14 protein-coding genes are annotated in these 18016 nt (G+C 56.8%); 6 read left to right on the top strand and 8 right to left on the bottom strand.

Features of this window, described 5'->3' with window-relative positions:
- Positions 1-223 precede the first annotated feature (223 nt).
- The 5 genes from EO087_RS12820 to EO087_RS16300 all read left to right on the top strand — a co-directional run bounded on the left by EO087_RS12820 (position 224) and on the right by EO087_RS16300 (position 7457).
- Positions 224-1468 carry an aminotransferase class I/II-fold pyridoxal phosphate-dependent enzyme gene (locus tag EO087_RS12820; protein WP_128899207.1) on the top strand — a complete coding sequence of 415 codons (1245 nt, stop codon included), beginning with the start codon at positions 224-226 and terminating at the stop codon, positions 1466-1468.
- 3 nt (positions 1469-1471) lie between these two features.
- Entirely contained in the window at positions 1472-2077 is a 606-nt protein-coding gene (locus EO087_RS12825; protein ID WP_128899208.1) for an SGNH/GDSL hydrolase family protein, read from the top strand.
- 315 nt (positions 2078-2392) lie between these two features.
- Positions 2393-3316 (top strand): Grx4 family monothiol glutaredoxin, encoded by a 924-nt coding sequence (grxD, locus tag EO087_RS12835; protein WP_128899209.1) that lies wholly within the window; start codon positions 2393-2395, stop codon positions 3314-3316.
- Positions 3317-3966: 650 nt separating this feature from the next.
- On the top strand, positions 3967-4434 hold the full coding sequence (locus EO087_RS12840; RefSeq protein ID WP_128899210.1) for a type III secretion system chaperone: 468 nt from the start codon (positions 3967-3969) through the stop codon (positions 4432-4434).
- The gene (locus tag EO087_RS16300) at positions 4431-7457 is read left to right on the top strand and encodes a hypothetical protein (RefSeq protein ID WP_164931838.1); all 3027 of its coding nucleotides are present in this window, start codon (positions 4431-4433) and stop codon (positions 7455-7457) included. Before EO087_RS12840 ends, EO087_RS16300 begins: the two co-directional genes overlap by 4 nt.
- Before the next feature lie 129 nt (positions 7458-7586).
- On the opposite strand, the gene EO087_RS12850 is transcribed toward EO087_RS16300, so the two are convergent.
- The 6 genes from EO087_RS12850 to EO087_RS12875 all read right to left on the bottom strand — a co-directional run bounded on the left by EO087_RS12850 (position 7587) and on the right by EO087_RS12875 (position 14977).
- Positions 7587-8489, bottom strand: coding sequence for a polyprenyl synthetase family protein (locus EO087_RS12850; protein ID WP_128899211.1), 903 nt, complete (start codon positions 8487-8489; stop codon positions 7587-7589).
- A gap of 430 nt (positions 8490-8919) precedes the next feature.
- Positions 8920-10575, bottom strand: a complete 1656-nt coding sequence (locus tag EO087_RS12855; protein WP_128899212.1) for a CopD family protein — start codon at positions 10573-10575, stop codon at positions 8920-8922.
- Between the two features lie 95 nt (positions 10576-10670).
- Positions 10671-11036, bottom strand: a complete 366-nt coding sequence (locus tag EO087_RS12860) for a copper resistance CopC family protein (protein ID WP_128899213.1) — start codon at positions 11034-11036, stop codon at positions 10671-10673.
- Between the two features lie 52 nt (positions 11037-11088).
- Positions 11089-11826 carry a purine and other phosphorylase-like protein, family 1 gene (locus EO087_RS12865; protein WP_240669053.1) on the bottom strand — a complete coding sequence of 246 codons (738 nt, stop codon included), beginning with the start codon at positions 11824-11826 and terminating at the stop codon, positions 11089-11091.
- The gene (shc, locus tag EO087_RS12870; protein ID WP_128899214.1) at positions 11823-13805 is read right to left on the bottom strand and encodes a squalene--hopene cyclase; all 1983 of its coding nucleotides are present in this window, start codon (positions 13803-13805) and stop codon (positions 11823-11825) included. The genes EO087_RS12865 and shc overlap by 4 nt, the downstream gene beginning before the upstream one ends.
- Positions 13802-14977, bottom strand: a complete 1176-nt coding sequence (locus EO087_RS12875; RefSeq protein WP_240669054.1) for a phytoene/squalene synthase family protein — start codon at positions 14975-14977, stop codon at positions 13802-13804. Before EO087_RS12875 ends, shc begins: the two co-directional genes overlap by 4 nt.
- Positions 14978-15242: 265 nt before the next feature.
- On the opposite strand from EO087_RS12875, the gene hpnA reads away from it, so the two are divergent.
- Positions 15243-16223, top strand: a complete 981-nt coding sequence (gene hpnA / locus EO087_RS12880) for a hopanoid-associated sugar epimerase (RefSeq protein ID WP_128899215.1) — start codon at positions 15243-15245, stop codon at positions 16221-16223.
- 15 nt (positions 16224-16238) lie between these two features.
- Here hpnA and EO087_RS12885 read toward each other — a convergent pair whose 3' ends face one another.
- Positions 16239-16751 (bottom strand): hypothetical protein, encoded by a 513-nt coding sequence (locus EO087_RS12885; RefSeq protein WP_128899216.1) that lies wholly within the window; start codon positions 16749-16751, stop codon positions 16239-16241.
- A 555-nt stretch (positions 16752-17306) separates the two neighbouring features.
- Positions 17307-17786: a type VI secretion system tube protein TssD gene (gene tssD, locus EO087_RS12895; RefSeq protein WP_128899218.1), complete on the bottom strand. Its 480-nt coding sequence runs from the start codon at positions 17784-17786 to the stop codon at positions 17307-17309.
- Positions 17787-18016 lie beyond the last annotated feature (230 nt).

Genomic DNA, 18016 nt, shown 5'->3' on the forward strand with positions numbered 1-18016 from the left:
AACGGGGAACGGGGAAAAGAACCGCTCTGCCCAATGCCAGGCCAATCACCTTCCTCGCACGCCATCCGGGGCGAAAATCACCTTCTTTTGCACCATCAGACGTGCTTGCTGTTATTCGCCCCCTTTTCACGCCATTTCGGCCCCCCAGCGCCCGCACACGCTGTTAGCATCGTTCCAAACCGGCAGTAGGCCGGGACGCCACAAATAGATAAAGGACTAACCGTTGTCCCCGATCAAACCCAGCGCGCACCTCCATGAGGTGCGATACGAAATCCGCGGCGCACTAACCCGTCGTGCGCGCGAACTCGAAGCAGCCGGCTTGCCAATCATCAAGCTCAATATCGGCAACCCGGCCCGTTATGGCTTTACTGTGCCAAACCACTTGCGTGAAACCATCGCCGCGCACCTGCACGAAAGCGAAGCCTACGGCCACGAGCAAGGTCTGGAGCAGGCGCGCGAAGCCATCGCCGCGCAGCAGCGCGCACGCGGCGCGCGTCATGTGGAAGTGGAACGCATCTTTATTGGCAATGGCGTTAGCGAACTGATCGATCTGAGCCTGCGCGCCCTGCTGCAGCCAAGCGACGAGGTGCTACTACCCAGCCCGGATTATCCGCTGTGGAGCGCTGCCACCATCCTCAACGGCGGCGCGCCGCGCTATTATCGCTGCCTGGCCGAAAACCGACACATGCCCGATCCGGAAGAGATCGAGGCCCTGATCACACCACGTACCCGTGCACTGGTGCTGGTCAACCCGAACAACCCCACGGGTGCGGTGTATCCGCGCGCTTTGCTGGAACAGATCGTCGCCATCGCCGCACGTCATCATCTGTTGCTGCTGTGCGATGAGATCTACGACGAAATTCTCTATGACGACACCGCGTTTCAGCCGATCGCCGAAGTGGCCGGCAATCATCCATGCATCAGTTTCGGCGGCTTGAGCAAAGTACATCGCGCCTGCGGCTATCGCGTCGGCTGGCTGAGCCTTTCGGGCGACCTGACGCGCACGCGCGATTACCGCGACGCATTGCAACTGCTGGCAGCCTTGCGCTTGTGCGCAAACATCACCGCGCAATGGGCGGTGATCCCAGCCTTGCACGATGCCCCCACGATTAGCGCGCTGACTTCGCCGGGTGGACGTCTGCACGAAGCCCGCAAGGCCGTATTGGAAGGCGTTGCCGCCAGCGACTATCTGGATGTCGTGACGCCCAACGGTGCGCTGTATGCCTTTCCGCGCGTGCGCAGTGATCGCATCGCCCACTTCAGCGACGACGCGTTTGCCTTGCGCCTGCTGGAAGAAGAATCGGTGTTGGTGGTACCTGGCTCCAGCTTCAATGTCCCCACCAGTCGCCACGTGCGCCTCACACTGTTGCCGCAACCCGCGCAACTACGCGAAGTGTTCGTGCGCATGGAGCGCGTGCTGGAGCGGATGGCGGCCGAACCGGCGCTTCGCGCCGTTGCCATCGCCTGATCCATGTCCCTGCGTTATCTGGCTCTGGGTGATTCCTACACCATCGGCGAGGATGTCCTCGCCGATCAGCGTTGGCCTGTGCAGCTTGTGGAAAAACTGCGCCGGCACAGCATGCTTATCGACGATCCGCAGATCGTCGCGGCCACCGGCTGGACGACGGACGAACTGTCAGATGGCATGGACAAGGCCGAACTTGGCGCCAGCTACGACCTCGTCACCCTGTTGATCGGTGTCAACAATCAATATCGTGGCCGCCCTGCGGAGGAATACCGCATGCAGTTCCGCACTTTGCTGATGCGAGCCATGGCCCTGGCCGGTAAGCATCCGAAACGCGTGGTGGTGATATCCATTCCCGATTGGGGCGTTACGCCGTTTGGCCATAAGAGCAGCCGGGATCGGCGGCAAATCGCCACGGAATTGGATACCTTCAACACGATCGCCCGTATGGAAGCGCTCGAGGCTGGCGCCCGTTTCGTGAACATCACCGGCATTTCCCGTGATCACGCCGATCTGGTCGCCTCGGACGGACTGCACCCATCCGGCGCGCAATACACGCTGTGGACGGATGCTATCGAACCCGCCGTCACGGAGGCGTTGGGACATCCCTGAGCCGCCGTCGCTGGTGGCATCCGGACCACGGCACCGTGATCGCCGAAGTGCTGGATATGGCGAGTCGCGGCGTTGAGGTGACCTATATCCCGGCAACCACGACGCGGCGCTGCGTGGCCTGGTCGGCAATCCATTTGCGGCGTGCGTATCGAACTGCGTCCCACCGCCTGAAGCCCTCATTCACCGAAATCTGCCCGCCCGCTTTCGCAAAGAAGTGCGCAAAACACGCAGCGGCTGTCAATGCCACCTTGAACCCGCCCGCGCCGCCAGCATATGTAGGGCGATACAATGATTACCTTTACCGGAACCCTCTACATGTCCCTCGACAGCGCCACCCGCGAACGTATCGAAAACCTGCTCAAAGACCACCGCGTGGTGCTGTTCATGAAGGGTACCCGCCAGCAGCCGATGTGCGGTTTCTCTGCCGCCGTCACCAACACTCTCAACGAGTTGCTACCCGACTATCACACGGTCAACGTGCTGGAAGATCCGGATATCCGCGAAGGTATCAAGCTATTCGGCAACTGGCCGACCCTTCCACAGCTTTATGTGGATGGCGAGCTGATCGGCGGCGCCGACATCATTCGCCAGATGTACGGCAGCGGCGAACTGCATCAACTGTTCGGCGCCACGCCGCCGGATCGCACGCCGCCGGAAATCACCATGACCGACAAAGCCGCCGAAGCCATTCGCCAAGGCACGGCCAATGCGCAGGGCATGGCGCTGCATCTGGAAATCGGCCCGGATTACAGCGCTGGCTTCCAGCTTGCACCCGGCAGTGAGCACGACATCGTAATCGTCGCCAACGGCATCGAAGTCCATTTCGATCCGGCCAGCGCGCAGCGCGCCAAGGGCATCGTGATCGATTGGGTATCCACCCTGCAAGGCGAGGGTTTGAGCCTGAAGTTTCCTAGCGCCGTCGAATTGAAATCGATGAGCGTGCAGGAGCTGAAGCAGCGTCTGACCAAGGGCGATATCACCTTGATCGACGTGCGCCCCGCGCAAGGCCGCATGATGGCAGCACCGCTGCCGCAAGCCCGCGTGCTGGAAGAGGAAGGTTATGCCACCCTCGCCGCCCTGCCGAAAGAGACCACACTGGCCTTTATCTGCCATCACGGCATTTCCAGCCGTAGCACCGCCGAGCGCTTTATCACGCATGGCTTCACTAACGTCTATAGCGTAGATGGCGGCATGGATGCGTGGGCGGCGGAGATTGACTCGAGCGTGCCGCGCTACTGAACCTTGGCGCAACACATTTTATTTGAGCAAATTACAATACATTGCAACCATCCTCCTATTCGACCCTTCGAGGTACGGCAAAGCAGCCTCGACTCAGAAACGTCACGACTCGTGTCTTACGCCAACGCTTAAACCAAACAAGTGAGTAAACCGGACTGCATGGAGTTCATTGCATCCTGCCGCCCCATCTCGAATGCGCGTTTCACATCCATTTTAGCCGTGCAGTCCCAGGTCGATACCGGCACTTTTGCACTGGGCTGCCAATACGCTCGGTCTCCCGACGTGAACAACGTTGGCAACTTAGGGTCATGGCGCGTAAGTAGTACCAACGTTCGGCGACGTTGTTCAACCGTTTGCTCTTCGACGGGAACGCTGTCTACATAGCCGCCATCTAACGCGAACTCATCGTTGAGTAATCGCGCAGGCATGAATGGTGGCGCGGTGGCAGATGCAACTTAAGTTCGGAGCATTGGAGGCAAGAGTATGGCGGGTAACCGACTGCCCCATTCGAGCCACCTTCACGCCCTGCTCACATTTGGGCTCTCATCCATGTTGTCTCCATCAGGTGTTTACCTGATTTTACATGTCGTGAATTATGCGCATGATCATTCCAGCGACCGATAACCCAGACGGATTGATCAGGCGAAAAAATGAACAAAAGGATAGAAGGCATACTGGGAGAATTTGGCAAAAGGGTGAGTTTGCCTGATTTGGCATTTGATGCAACCGGCCATTGCCCCTTGCAATTCGATGAAAAAATAATCGTCAATCTACAAATACATGCGTCAAGCGGTAACTTGTTGATGTTTTCACCCGTTGGGGTCATTGGCGACGATGCCGACCCATCGCTATTACGCCGGCTTTTAAACGCCAACGTCTTCTGGCAGGAAACCGCCGGCGCAACATTATCCGTCATTGGCCACGATGGCACCGTTATGCTGGCTATGCAAACGCCCGAAGACGCCATGTCGCTCGTCTCGTTTGAAGCTCAATTAGATGACTTCGTAAAAGCCGTGGAGTATTGGAGCGAGCAGCTTTCGAACGAGAAAGCACCCGCTATAAACCATCACCAGGCTGACAAAAATGATTTATCTATCCATTTGACGAAGAGGGCATGAACGTGAATGTACCCGCTCGGCGTTTAGTTATCAAAGATTATGAAAACTTAGCAGAACTTGTAGATTATGAAGACTTCCGTCGCGCTGCTAAGCACGAGTATGACGACACTAACATTCGACTCAATGAAAGTAACGTCCCTAAGTCAGGTTCCGGAAAATGGTATAGCAGCTTTAAGAATTTTTTCGGCAGGCTAATTGAGAAATTTACTAATAATGGTTACTCATCTGCGCAAAAACAAGTGAATGCAGATGTTTATGGGGCATATATAGATGCCGTCAGCAATAAGTTTGGACATGTCGTCTGCGCCAAGGCACTAGCTGGCCTACCGAAGGAGCTAAACACGTTTAATACTCGCCTGAAAGCAGGGCATATAAAAAGTATGCATGCCTCACTGAATGAGGAACGTCGCGTTTTGATAGCTAATAACAAGTTCCACATCACTCAGCAGGTGGCGGGCCATGTGGTGTTACAAGCGAATGATAAGCATCCGCCTTTTGTTATTCACGGGAGCGTTTGTGCTGGTTTTGAAAAAAAAATAAAAGATTGCCTTAAAGATTGCCTTGCAAAAGCGTATGGTATCAATTCATCATCTGAGTTTTGCCGACAAGCGCTAGATAAGATATATAGTAAATTAACCGATAATGACAAGAAATTTATTGGTCGAAGCGTCCTTCAACTTTTTTGCCACGACGTTCAAGATCGTATTGAAAAAATCGACATTAATTTATCATCGGATGCTGAATTGGCAAAGAAATTCAATGACTGTGTTGGTGATATGGTAGAAGCTTTTTTAAAAAATCCAACAAAAGAAGTTAAGTCAGAAGTCGATAAACAACGCTCTATATTGACATTCATTGAAGGTAAACATGACTTTACAGTAGAGGGAAATTTAAATCATTTAATTCAATTGGCTGAGGATGATTCAGAATTGGTGGATTTTTTGGATGCCGTAAAGAAGGAGCTGAAACCAACGCCAATGTATGGAGAAGAGACCATATCATATATGGAGACTGTCTATCGTGAGGGAGTATCTTCCGACGCATTCGTCAATGCACTGCAATCACTTTGCGATGTACATCGGTTAGCTCCCAAGTCTTACAAGTGCAAGCCTGCACTTGCAACGGTTCCAGATAAGATCAGTTCTAGTGAAAACCCCTTGGCACCTATCGCTTTGAAGGCGCGTAATCAGGTTCTGAAAATAAAAGAGACACAGCATAATAATAGCTTGGCCGTATTAAACGATGCCATCGAAGACGGCTGTCTGGCGGCGATTAATGATCCTGCTGGTTTTAAGAAAAACATCGGATCTCTTTTGTATCACTTCCCGAGTATGATCCAAGAGCTACTTACTCTTGATGAAGCGATAACATTTGCGGAATCTGAAGATTTCAAATCGTGCAAAGCGTACGGAGAGCATGGAGGATCTGGAACGGATCTTTCACAGTGCATATCTAAAATGCAGGAAGTGATTAAAAATCTGAAAAAATCTCTTTCATCATTGAAAGGAATGAAAGATAAAGATAAAGTTGCAATGCAACTTGCGGTGGCGATTCAAAAGCAATGTACGATGCTTGAAAAGATCAATACGTTAGTGGAAACGGCCCTGAAAGCCGAAGCAGACCTGAAAGCAGCCGAAGCAGCCAAGAAAGCCGAAGCGGCTCAGAAAGAAGCCGAAGCGGCTCAGAAAGAAGCCGAAGCGGCTCAGGAAGCAGCCGAAGCGGCTCAGGAAGCAGCCGACGCGGCCGAAACGGAACAGAAAGCCGAAGCAGACCTGAAAGCAGCCGAAGCGGCCAAGAAAGCCGAAGCGGCCAAGAAAGCCGAAGCGGCCAAGAAAGCCGAAGCGGCCAAGAAAGCCGAAGCGGCCAAGAAAGCCGAAGCGGCCAAGAAAGCCGAAGTGGTCACGGAATTGTCTGGAAAGGAAATTGCTGACATCGGCAGCGCAGGTATTCTTCGCTCTAGCAAGTGGAGGGCAAGTAACCTTATTAAGCGGATGGATATACATTTTAAGGATGCTACTAAGAAGGATGCGCCTAAATTTTCCCTCGATGACGGTAACTATATACGGAGTGGAAATTCCTTCTTAATAGGCATGCATAATACTGTTATAAGCATTTGCACCGTTCCGCAAGAGATTTGTGATGCTCAAGCCGCATTAGAGACCGTAATGCTCTCATCCACTTCGAAAGAACTTCCTGGGGCTTGGAATTCTAAAAAACTGGCGGAGCTCTTGCTGGCTATTGAAGAGCGGATCAATGAACTTAGCTTGTTAGGAGAAGAGTTCTACGAACATGAGATGCGTTATTATTCCAAAGATCATGGTGGCGAATGGTTTGAAGCACTAAAAAAGAACATCAGGACCCAGCACGATGAACTAACTGATTTAAAGATAGCTCTTCTTGATCGGATGGACTCAATAGCTAAAGATTATAAGGGAATCAGGCCGGAGTCTGGCCAAAGCAATGTGTACTACGAAGGCTTCGCAAGCAACGGCATCTTTAGCGAGGGCAATACTCCACAAGCTAAAGGTGTGCTTACGGACGAGCACGTCGAGCAGATCCGTCGCCCTGGTTCAACAAAGCGCACCGCCGACGGAAAGAATGACGAAGATGTGTTGGTGCTCCGCCAAATAGTGCAGGGGAAAGAGAAGTTCGTGGCTACGGGAGTTACCCGTAAGCAAATGGAAGGTGGCATGACCGCTGATGGCGCTCGGAAGATCTTAACCGTGCTCGACCTTGCGGAACAAGGTAAGTTTGACAACGTATCTGATGACGCTTGTATTTCCATGGCGAAGCTAGTTGTGGACAACCAATTCGAATCAGAAATAGTCAAAGAATTACTTACGATGAGGGCAAGTTACCCCTCCATGGACAAGTTTCTTATTGGGTTGCCTAAGTTCGCCAAGGATGATCCGGATATGGCAACGCATGTAGTGAATATTTGTTTGATAGAAGGAGGGCCGACGAACGCACTGATCGAGAGTATTTTTAAAGTGAACCGTTACGTTCACTTTCGATCGAATTAAGCCAACGTACCTCTCCGAAGATAGCCAGTCTGCTTCCACCACTGGGACGTAGTGAAACGCGCATACCGTGTGCTGGCGGACACGTGGAATAGATCAAGCACCCCTAGCCGGCTAACACTTGTCGTGGGTTCAATGATCACGCTGCTGGATATGATCCGCCAGCCACAACAAGGGTTCCGCATGGCTGGAAATGCTGTGTGCCGCATCGCGTGCGGTATCGAACAAGGCATGGGCGCGCTGTTGCGCTTGCTCCAGGCCCAACAGCGATGGGAAGGTGGATTTGTACTGGGCCAGATCCTTGCCGGCCGTTTTGCCGAGCGTGGCGGTGTCGGCGATCTGGTCCAGCACGTCGTCCTGAATCTGGAAGGCCAAGCCGATGCAGCGGCCATAACGATCCAGTGCGTGGCGGATCACTTCCGATGCGTTGGCAGCGATGGTGGCGAGTTGGCAGGTCACCCGAATCAGGGCGCCAGTCTTGCGTGCGTGCAGCGATTCGAGCTGTGCAAGGGGCAGGGTAAGGTTTTCGGACGCCATGTCGACCGCTTGGCCACCCACCATGCCCAGTGAACCGGCAGCATGGGCGAGCGCGGTGATCATCTGCACCTTCTGCTCTGCATTCAGTGCGTTGGTCTTGGCGAGTGCCTCGAAAGCGGACGTCTGCAAGGCGTCGCCTACCAGAATCGCAGTGGCTTCGTCGTAAGCTTTGTGCACGGTGGGGCGGCCGCGGCGCAGGTCGTCGTTATCCATGCCGGGCAGGTCGTCATGCACCAGCGAATAGGCGTGAATCAATTCCACCGCGCAAGCGGCGGCATCCAGTTTTTCCGCAGCGACGCCCAATGTCTCGCCAGCAGCGTAGACCATCAGCGCCCGCAGGTGCTTGCCACCTTCGCAGGCGTAACGAAGCGCTTGGTGCAACCGCTCCGGATCGGTGGAAGCGGGCGGAAGAACGGTGTCCGTGGTGCGCGCCAGCCTGTGTAGATAAGCCGGTACGCGGGTGTCGAAGGCGGAAGCCTTGGTGGAAGTCAGACTCATGCAGGATCCGGGCAGCACGCAGGAATCTTAGGATTTTAACATTGCGGGCGGGTCGTTGCGCCGCTCAAGGGCGTGAGCCTCTCTCCCGCTGGGAGGGGGCTGCCATGAAACACACCGTGCCTCCGGATTCGTCGCCCTGTCCCTTGATCACATTTTCGTGCGTGCGAAATGCGCGCTTTTTTGCTCGTCATTCCGGCGCAGGCCGGACGTTCTCCGCGCTGCGCGCTACGTCCGGCCTGCGCCGGGACGACGAGAGTGAGGCGAGTTTCATCATGACGGGTGCAGCGGAGCCGCATGACTGTTGGGGTGAGGGTGCGGTCAGCGTGCGAAAACAAAGACTTGTGCGAGAACTGAATCGCTCGCTTCGCCCGAACCCTCACCCGCCTGCCGGCACCCTCTCCCGAAGGGAGAGGGGTTCATTAACCAGATATCAGGCCTCGCGATACCAGAGTAAGATCACACCCACTAGCATGAAGCAGATCGGCCAGACCCAACCGGCGATGCGTCCGCCGCGACCGGGCAGTCGCAGTTCCAGCCAGCGTGCCCAGCCTGCCGAAACGCCCGCCAGCGCCAGCGGCGTATGGGTGAGTTCGATCAACAGTTGATCTTTTACGTTGGAAATCTGGTGGTTGTGGGTCAGCAGCATCGCGCCACCTACTGATACCAGCAGCGGGAACACCAACGCTGCTTTCGCGCTGCGCAGACGCCCGGTGCGCACGGCCCATTCGAACAGGCCGAACAGCATGATCAGGGCCACGAAGAAGCGATGCTGTGTCACCTCCACGTCGCGCCAGGCCACCCAGAACCCTTCGTTGCCCATCGGCCACACTTCGGGATCGGATCGCACCAACAGGAATCCGGCCATCAGCAGGAACAGCAGTGGCCAGTGTTTGAGCCATCCCACGCCGGCGCGATGGAGCAAGGCCAGGAAACCGATCAGCAAGACGAAGATGCCGGCCCAGTGATGGTTGTATTCCGACCAGGCTATGTCATCGGCATTGCGCGGCGGCAGTACACCGGAACCGGGCACATTGGCCTGTGCGGCAACTTGGCCGCGCTGTTGTGCTTGCGTATCCAACCGTGCCTGCATTTGCGAGATCGCGAGTTTGTCGTGATCCGGGGAGGTCAAGCGTGGCCATGCTGGGGCATTGCGCACGGCTATTTCGTGCAAGGTCACGCGATCGGTGCTGAGGTCAACGGCTGGCGGCACCGAGGTCAGCGACGCCGCCGCGAAGAAGAGGGTGAAGCCGATGCCGATTTCCACTTCGGCGAAGCGGCGCATGCGGATGACCGAAGCATCCTGATTCTTGCGCAACCGTTCGGTGACCATCAGGTTGCCGGCGCCTAGTGCCAGCAGTGCAAGGAACATCGCGATCTTCGCGCCCACCATCACGCCGTAGGCGGTGCCATAGAAACCTTGCCAGTTGCCGATGTAGAAGAAGCTCATCACCGCACCGGAAATCACGATGCTGGTCACGCCGATCATCGACATGCGCGAGAAGCGTGCACCTACCAGGCGCCAGCTGTGGGCATCGTGCAACCGTCCCAGCGCCAATACGAAGCATGGGATCGCGCCCACCCAGATCGCTGCGCCAAATTGATGCAACCCTTCGACGAACAGCAGCAGCACGTTGTCGTCCAGGCGTGCATACGCGTGCGTGGTGAAGGTGGCCGCGGTCAGTTCGGCCGCACCGATCAAAAGGGGCAGTACGGCCGCCAGCGAGCGGGTGGCAACGCGCTGGCCCAGGCAGGGAATCAGCAGCAGCGCGCAAAGCATCTTGACCGTGCCGGCGATGGCGAACGGTGCCTGCATGACGTCAAGAAAACCAAGGTCGACGGTGGACATCACCACCGCGATTTGCAAGCCCACGCCGGTCATTTCGGCGAGGATCAGGCCGATGGCGCTATAGAGGGTGAGGCGCGTCACGCGCCGTTCCAGGTCGTCTCCCTGGGTAATCAGGTGCGTAAAGGGGCGTGCCAGGAATACCAGAAACAAAATGCCACCCAGCATCATCGACTGCGCGATGATGGTGACGCCGTGCAGGATAATGCTGAGGTAGCCGAAAATGTCGACGAGAAGTTCCACGGAAGGGACTTAGGAAAGGCGTAGGTTGGGGTGCAAACCCCAACGTGGCAGGTGTTCAAGCATGGCGATGTTGGGGTTTGCACCCCAACCTACGGTTATGGCGTCACCGTAAACGGCACGTCGCCGCGCGTGATATGACCATCGAGCGCCAGCGCCTGCCAGCGGATTGTGTACGTGCCTGGCGTTAGGTCCGCGTGGGTATCCAGTTCGTTCGGTTTGGTGTTGTTGGCGGCGATGGTCAACACGGTTTCGCTCTTGTCTTCCTTTACCAGGACGATGCGCGAACGGTGTTGGTCGATCTTGCTGTTGTACGTGAACACCATGTCGACATGGCCGGCGCTCACCGTGTCGTTGAGCTTGGGCGTGCTGTCGATGAGGATGGCGTGTGCCGAAGCGGACAGGCTGGCTACAGTGCAGGCTGCGGCAATCAGGAAGGTTCCAAAATGATGACGCAGGGACATCAGGCGGTTCTCCAGTAGGGCATGGTCGTAAGGGTGGCGATGCGAATGGCGTTCACGATGGCCAGGCCAGCGCCGGCCCCGCTGCCTTGGCGGCGGCGTGCAGTGCTTGGGTGGCGTGTTGCATGCGTGAGTATAGTCGGGGCAGGTCGGCCAGTAGCGATGGATGGCGGCACAGCATGGCCATCAGGCGGAGGGTGCGAGCGCGGCCCCATGCATCCACGCTGTTGCTCAATGCGGTGGGAATGGTGTCGCTGGCTTCGTCGACGATAGCGCGCAGCACTAGCAAGGGTAGTTTGCGTTCACGCGCTACTGCAGCGACGGCCGCGCTTTCCATATCCACAGCGAGTGCGCCATGTTGCTTGTGCGCGGCCGATTTGTCAGCGGCGGTCAACAGCGGGTTTTGCACGCTGAGCAGTGAGCCGTGCATGTGTAGCGGCGGGCGAATCGACATCAATCGTTCTTGCAGGCGCGTTTGCCAGCGTGCATCTGCGGCGTAGGTGCGGCCGTTTTCGTCGAGGATATGTTCCGGGCAGAACAGCGAACCGTTAGGCAGACGTTCGTCCAAGGCGCCAGCCACCCCGAACACGGCCAAGGCGCTTGCGCCCGCGTTCGCCAGCCCTTGCGCAGCACGGCGTGCGGCAGCCGGACCCATGCCGCTAAGCCACAGTGCGGATTGCTCTGCGAGCGGCGCTATGCGATTGGGTTGTACTGGATGCGATGTCAGCGCCTGGGCTTCCGCGAGCAGCGCCACCACCACGCCCGTTGCGCGCAGGGCGGTGCGCTCGTTCAAGCCACGGCCGACTGTGTCAGTTGCCGATAACGGGCCAGCGCCCACAGTGGGAAGTAAGCGGTATAGCCGTGGTACTTGAGGTAGTACACACGCGGGAAACCGGGCGCATTGTGCGAGGGGTGATACCACAAACCTTCCAGCGTGCCACGAGTTTGCTGGTTGGCCAGCAGGAAGGCGATGCCACGCTCGACCGAATCGGACTGCGTTTCGCCCATGGCGAGCTGCGCGAGCAGCGCCCAGGCGGTCGTTTGCGGCGTGCTGACACCATGCTGGGTGCCGCGCAACGCTGCATCGATATAGCTGTCGTTGGTTTCGCCCCAGCCGCCATCGGTGTTCTGGCGCGAGCGCAGCCATGCGATGGCCTTGCGCAGATACGCTTGACGAGGATCTTCGCCTGCCAGCGCCAGGCCCGCCAGTACGCTCCAGGTGCCGTAGATGTAATTACTGCCCCAACGACCCCACCAGCTACCGTCTTCGAGCTGGGTGGCGCGCAGGTAATCGATGGCGCGGCGGAGACTTTCCTGGTCTTGCGGACGTGCGAGCACGCCCAGTGCGGCGACCACGCGGCCGGACACGTCTTCGGTCGGCGGATCGAGCAGTGCGCCGTGGTCGGCGAACGGAATAGCGTTGAGGCGATAGTGCGTATTGTTGGCATCGAAGGCGGCAAAGCCACCATTCTTCGACTGCAATCCGATCATCCAGTCCGCGGCGCGATCGGTATTGACACGATGGCGTCCCGATTCACCACGACGGCGATCCTGGATATGCAGCAAGGCCGCGGCGACAGCGGTGTCATCGATATCCGGATAGTACGCATTGTTGTACTGGAAGGCCCAGCCGCCGGGCGGAAGACTCGGAGCTTGTGCTGCCCAGTCGCCCTTGAGCTCGAACTCCTGCTTGGATGCTAGCCAGTCGGTGGATCGGGCAATAGCATCCTGCGTGACCGCATCGTCGCTGGTGTGCATCAGTGCTAGGGCGCTCCACAGCGTATCCCAGATCGGCGATACGCAAGGTTGACAGTACGCCGAGCCATCGTCGCGATGCACCACCAGCTTTTGGATGGAGCGCAGGCAGGTCTGGCGAACGGGGTGATCCTTCGGGTAGTCCAGCAGTTTCAGCACTTCCAGGCAGTTGACCATCGGCGGGAAAATCGCGCCAATGCCATCCTCACCGTTCATGCGTGGTAGGAACCAGGCAACGGCTTTGTCGATGGCGCGCTGGCGCAGCTTCTTCGGGATGAGCGGATCGGCGCAGCGGCCGATTTTGTCGAGCGCGAGGAAGGTGCGGTTCAGCAGTCCTCCGCGAATGAAGTAGCGATGTTCCTGATCCGGCGGTATGACGAACAATTCGCGAATGTGGATCTTGCGCGGATTGGCCGCTTTTGCCTTCAGCGAGCAAAGAATGGTGAGCGGCACCAGTGTGGTTCGCGCCCAGTACGACATTTTTTCGATATGAAACGGAAACCAGCGCGGCAGCAGCATGATTTCGACCGGCACGTACGGCGTGGCACGCCAGGGTACCTGTTGGAACAGGGCTAGCAGGATGCGCGTGAACACGTTGGCCTTTGCCGCGCCGCCGAGTGCAAGGACGGCCTTGCGCGCGATGCGCATGTGCTCGGCCTCGGGGTCGTCGCCCGTGGCCTTGAGCGCGAAATACGCTTTCACCGTGCACGACAGGTCGATGTCGCCGCCGTGATATTGCGACCAGCCACCGTGCGTATGCTTGACTTGCGTGTCACGCAGGTAGCGCGCCATCTTTTCCTGCAGCACATCGTCGATGTCATCCATGAAATGCATCATCAGGATGTATTCGGCGGTGATGGTGGCATCGGACTCCAGCTCGAAGCACCAGTGCCCGTCTTGGTGCTGGCGGGCCAGCAGGGCGGCGCGGCCACGTTCGATGGCGGCGTTCAGCCCGCTGGTTTCAGCAGTCTGGAAAAGATCGTTGACGGCGGCGGCGTTGGGCGTCGAAGCATTCATCGGTGGTGCACTTCCTGTGCTTTGGTCGTTTCAAGCCAGGCGACGTCGGCAATATGCGGGATGGAGCGCTTGGGCCAGGTGCGTGCAGGGAGGGATGGCTCGCTCCATTCGGCGGTTAATGGGGTAAGCGGCAGGCCACGCGCGATGCGCTTGAACAGCCAGCGCAAGGCGCCGTTGGACTTGCCGAAGATGCGTGTAAACAGGATGGTGCGTGCGACGGCCTTGCGCGAAATCTTGATCTGCGTGCCGGCGGAGAAATCCAGGTTGTTCTGCAGGTTGCGCAAGGTCAGCACCGCCATGCCGATCGCCCACAGGCAGAAACGGCGAACCCCAGCATGCTTGCCCGGAATCAGCAGCGTGTAATCAAGCGCCTGGCGCAGATGCGCATGCGCAATGCCGACCAGTTCCGACATGGTGGCGGCATAGCCGGCGTTCTGCTTGCCTGATTTCAGGTCGATCAGTTTCACGCCATGACGCGCGAACATATCCTGCGGCAACCAACAGACGCCGCGCGTGCGATCTTCCCATTGATCCTTGAGGATGTTGGTCATCTGCAGGCCCTGGCCGAACGACACGGCCAAGCGCAGCATGCTATTGCGATGTGGCGTCAGTGCCGGTTCGAAATCGACGAACAACTCGGTCAGCATCTCGCCGACGACACCGGCCACGCAATAGCAGTAGCGATCCAAATCGTGCAGCGTGGCAAGACCTTGCAGACCGGCTTTACGCTGAAACTCGTGCATGCCGTGTGACATGATCTTCAGGCATTTCACGATGGATGCCCGCTGCGGTGGCTGGAGGGCGCGCGTCACCTGTAGCACTAGCGGGAGCTGGCGCATGAGATCGCGCTCGGCTTCCAGCGTTTCGTTCGATAGCAAGGGCGCGATGTCATCGGCCACGTTCTGCGGGTCGATGTCGCCGGTGACCGCATCAATAAAGGCATTTTCGAATGAACACTTCTGTTCGGCCGACAGGGCGGGCTCGTCCTCGATGGTGTCAGCGATACGACAAAGCAGATAAGCGTTCGCCACCGCACGCCGCAGCTCGGGCGGAAGCTGCGGGATGGTCAGCGCAAAAGTCCGTGACACCTTCGGCAGGATCGCGTCCTGATAGGTGTTGGCCTCATCGCTTCCGGCTGGGCCGGTGGCATTGTGGAATTCGATCATTGGCATGCCTCAATCCCCGGAATTATGACATACCCATACGGATGCGCATTTGGAATGCCGGCATGGATTGAAGTTCCCAGGTCCCATGGGGATCGGTTTGGCGAACGCTCACGCTTACTGGCTTTGGGCTGGCGGGGTGCGGTTGGCATCCCGATATGCTGAAGCAGCAGACGGTTTTCGTCCATAATCGCGTGATGACGACTTTCATTTTTTGGAATGCGCCAGCCATCGCGCAGACTGTGCCACTGTCAGCATTCGTGGCGGTTTCACGGTGAGGGTGCTGGTCACCGGAGCCACCGGTTTTGTCGGTTCGGCCGTCGCCCGCCATGTGTTGCGTGGCGGGCACAAGGTACGGGTGCTGGCACGTTCGGGGTCTGATCGTCGCAACCTGCAGGGGCTTGATGTGGAAGTGGTCGAGGGTGACCTGACCCAGGCCGCATCCCTACTACCGGCCTGTGATGACTGCGATGCATTGTTCCATGTGGCCGCGGATTATCGCTTGTGGGCGCCCGATCCGGGCGAACTTTACCGCGCCAATGTCGACGGCACGCGCTCGATTCTGGAAGCTGCGCGAAAGGTGGGTGTGCCACGCATCGTCTACACCAGCAGTGTGGCCACCTTGGGTATTCCCAAGGATGGCACGCCAGGCAGCGAGAGCACGCCGGTCTCGTTGAATGACATGATCGGCCACTATAAGCGCTCGAAATTCCTGGCCGAAGAAGTGGCCCGGCAATTTGCGGCGGAAGGTTTGCCGGTGGTGATCGTCAACCCTTCCACGCCGATCGGGCCGCATGACATCAAGCCCACGCCGACGGGGCGTGTGGTGCGTGATGCGATGGCCGGGCGGCTGCCTGCCTACGTCGATACCGGGCTCAACATCGTGCATGTGGAAGACGTGGCCCACGGGCATTGGCTTGCCTTTGAGCGTGGCGTGGTGGGCGAGCGCTACATTCTCGGTGGCTTCAATATGAGCCTGCGCGAAGTACTCACCGAGATCGCCGATATCGTTGGACGTTCGCCGCCCAAAGTGCGACTACCGCATGCGGTGGTGATGCCGATTGCGTATGCGTCTGAAGCCTGGGCGCGCCTTACTGGCATGAATCCGATCGCCACGGTGGAGGAAGTGCGCATGTCGAAGAAGCGCATGTTCTTCACCAGTGCGAAGGCGCAGCATGAACTGGGTTACACGGTGCGTCCGGCAAGACAGGCGTTGGAAGATGCGGTGCGGTGGTTTGGTGGACAAAAGGCATGATTTTTGACGATGGATTCAACTTCTTTGCTCGTCCTTTATGCGGCGTAGGTAGCAAGCAATGGATTCCACCAAGAATGCTGCAATAAGCAGCGCAAGAATGAGGGCTGTGAAAAATAATATATTGGCGGCCTCATCCGGTGTTGTTTCTTCAAATCCAAGCTTCTTAAACAGTTCCATTGCTTTCCACTTGATTTCGAAGTGGTCCAATTGATTCGAAACGGGGGCTAAGAAAAAAGCGGCAATAACAATTGAAATTATGGTTTTTGATATAAAGGCTATTGCGCTCATGTCATTTTTCTTAATAAATACCAGCCTTCTTTGCTCGATCGAAATTTTCCGCTTGTAACTTATCCACCACGTTGCGTAAGAAAAAAATATTATGGATGGAACAGTGAGCGCGGCGACTGCGCCATACGTACCCTGCGTTGCGTCGCCGTTGCTTAGGAAATAAATAATTTCTATTGCTGCCGCATAGCCTGTCAAAGCGGACAAAGTCGCACTAATCGAAAAGAGCAGTGATGCCTTCACTAGATGACCTCTATGAATCCGTAAGCTTTAAGCGCGCCGCCGGGTATAGTGAGATCGGGAGGTGCAGAGCGAAGATAGCGATGAAGCTTCATGAAATCATGAAGCGACGGGAGCGTAATGCAGCCTTCGCTAAGACCTTCATATCCTGCGGCATGAAGTCTGAATTGTCCTCGCCTAATGCCTTCGATCATAACTGAGTCACATCGATAACAGTTCCATAAGGCAAACCAAGTGCTTCTATCGGAGCCACTGATCAGGCTGGCAAAAACATCTCGCATCCATCCCATTCTTCCGCCCGATTCGCGATCTACTATGTAGTATCGCCCGGGCGGGATCGGGCCGATGGCTTCTTTGGTTATCGCTAATCTGTTGTTTCGGCCTTCACGCCGCCCAGAGTACGCAGGGAAACTGCCAAGCGATTCACAATGGAGCGACGACATGTACTGCCCGCTTAATCTAAATCCCCAATTGACAGGTTGCTTACGCAACCTTGGCGGTTGGTCAAGAGCGGTGCGAATTCCTAGCTGCGCAATGAGTTGACCAGGTACCGACATGTCAGCTACCCCAGGCGTCCGAGAAACTTATGTTTCCATCCAAATAGGTCCATTCAATTTTCCGGTACCTTAATTCAACCTGCTCGATATGATTCAGGTGCCGCATGTCATTGTCTTTGATGTTGTGCATTTGGGGCTGTACGGTCACGACGCGAATATTTTCCATTCGAATTGTGAAATACGCCTGCTCCGTCCCAGAATCGTCAATCCTATACCAGTTCAATACAGCCGTTTGCAGCGGCAAGCCGCGCGCCACGGCTCTGTAAAGAAATGGGGACACTCGGTCGAATTCCTTCTCGATCGTCATGGGGCTATGCACACGCGAACCCATTAGTGCGCCGGTAACACCATCTGCCAGAGTGTGTAGCGCGTGTGAGAAACCGAGTACCTCAATGCTGCCTTCTCGCCCTTTGACTAGGCTGCTGCCCTTGATCGGTGAGCCGCTTTCATCGGTGATCCATAAATGCGCCGGAATTGCCATTGGATGTCTCCCTCACTGTCGGTTCCATTCGTTGGACGCCGACCATAGCAAATCGATCGCTGAAGCACTGTCGGGCAAGTGCTGGAGGTATTGAGAGCGTGGAGGGAAAAGTGCAGCCCGCGGCGCGCCTGGCGCTGGAAGATGCGGTGCGGTGGTTTCAGCAGCAGTCGTGCTGAAGCCATCCGCTTTCGGTGACTTCATCGGCCGTCATTGACGGCCGTGAGAAATGG

The sequence above is a fragment of the Dyella sp. M7H15-1 genome, assembly GCF_004114615.1.
In the GTDB taxonomy this organism is placed as follows: Bacteria; Pseudomonadota; Gammaproteobacteria; order Xanthomonadales; family Rhodanobacteraceae; genus Dyella_B.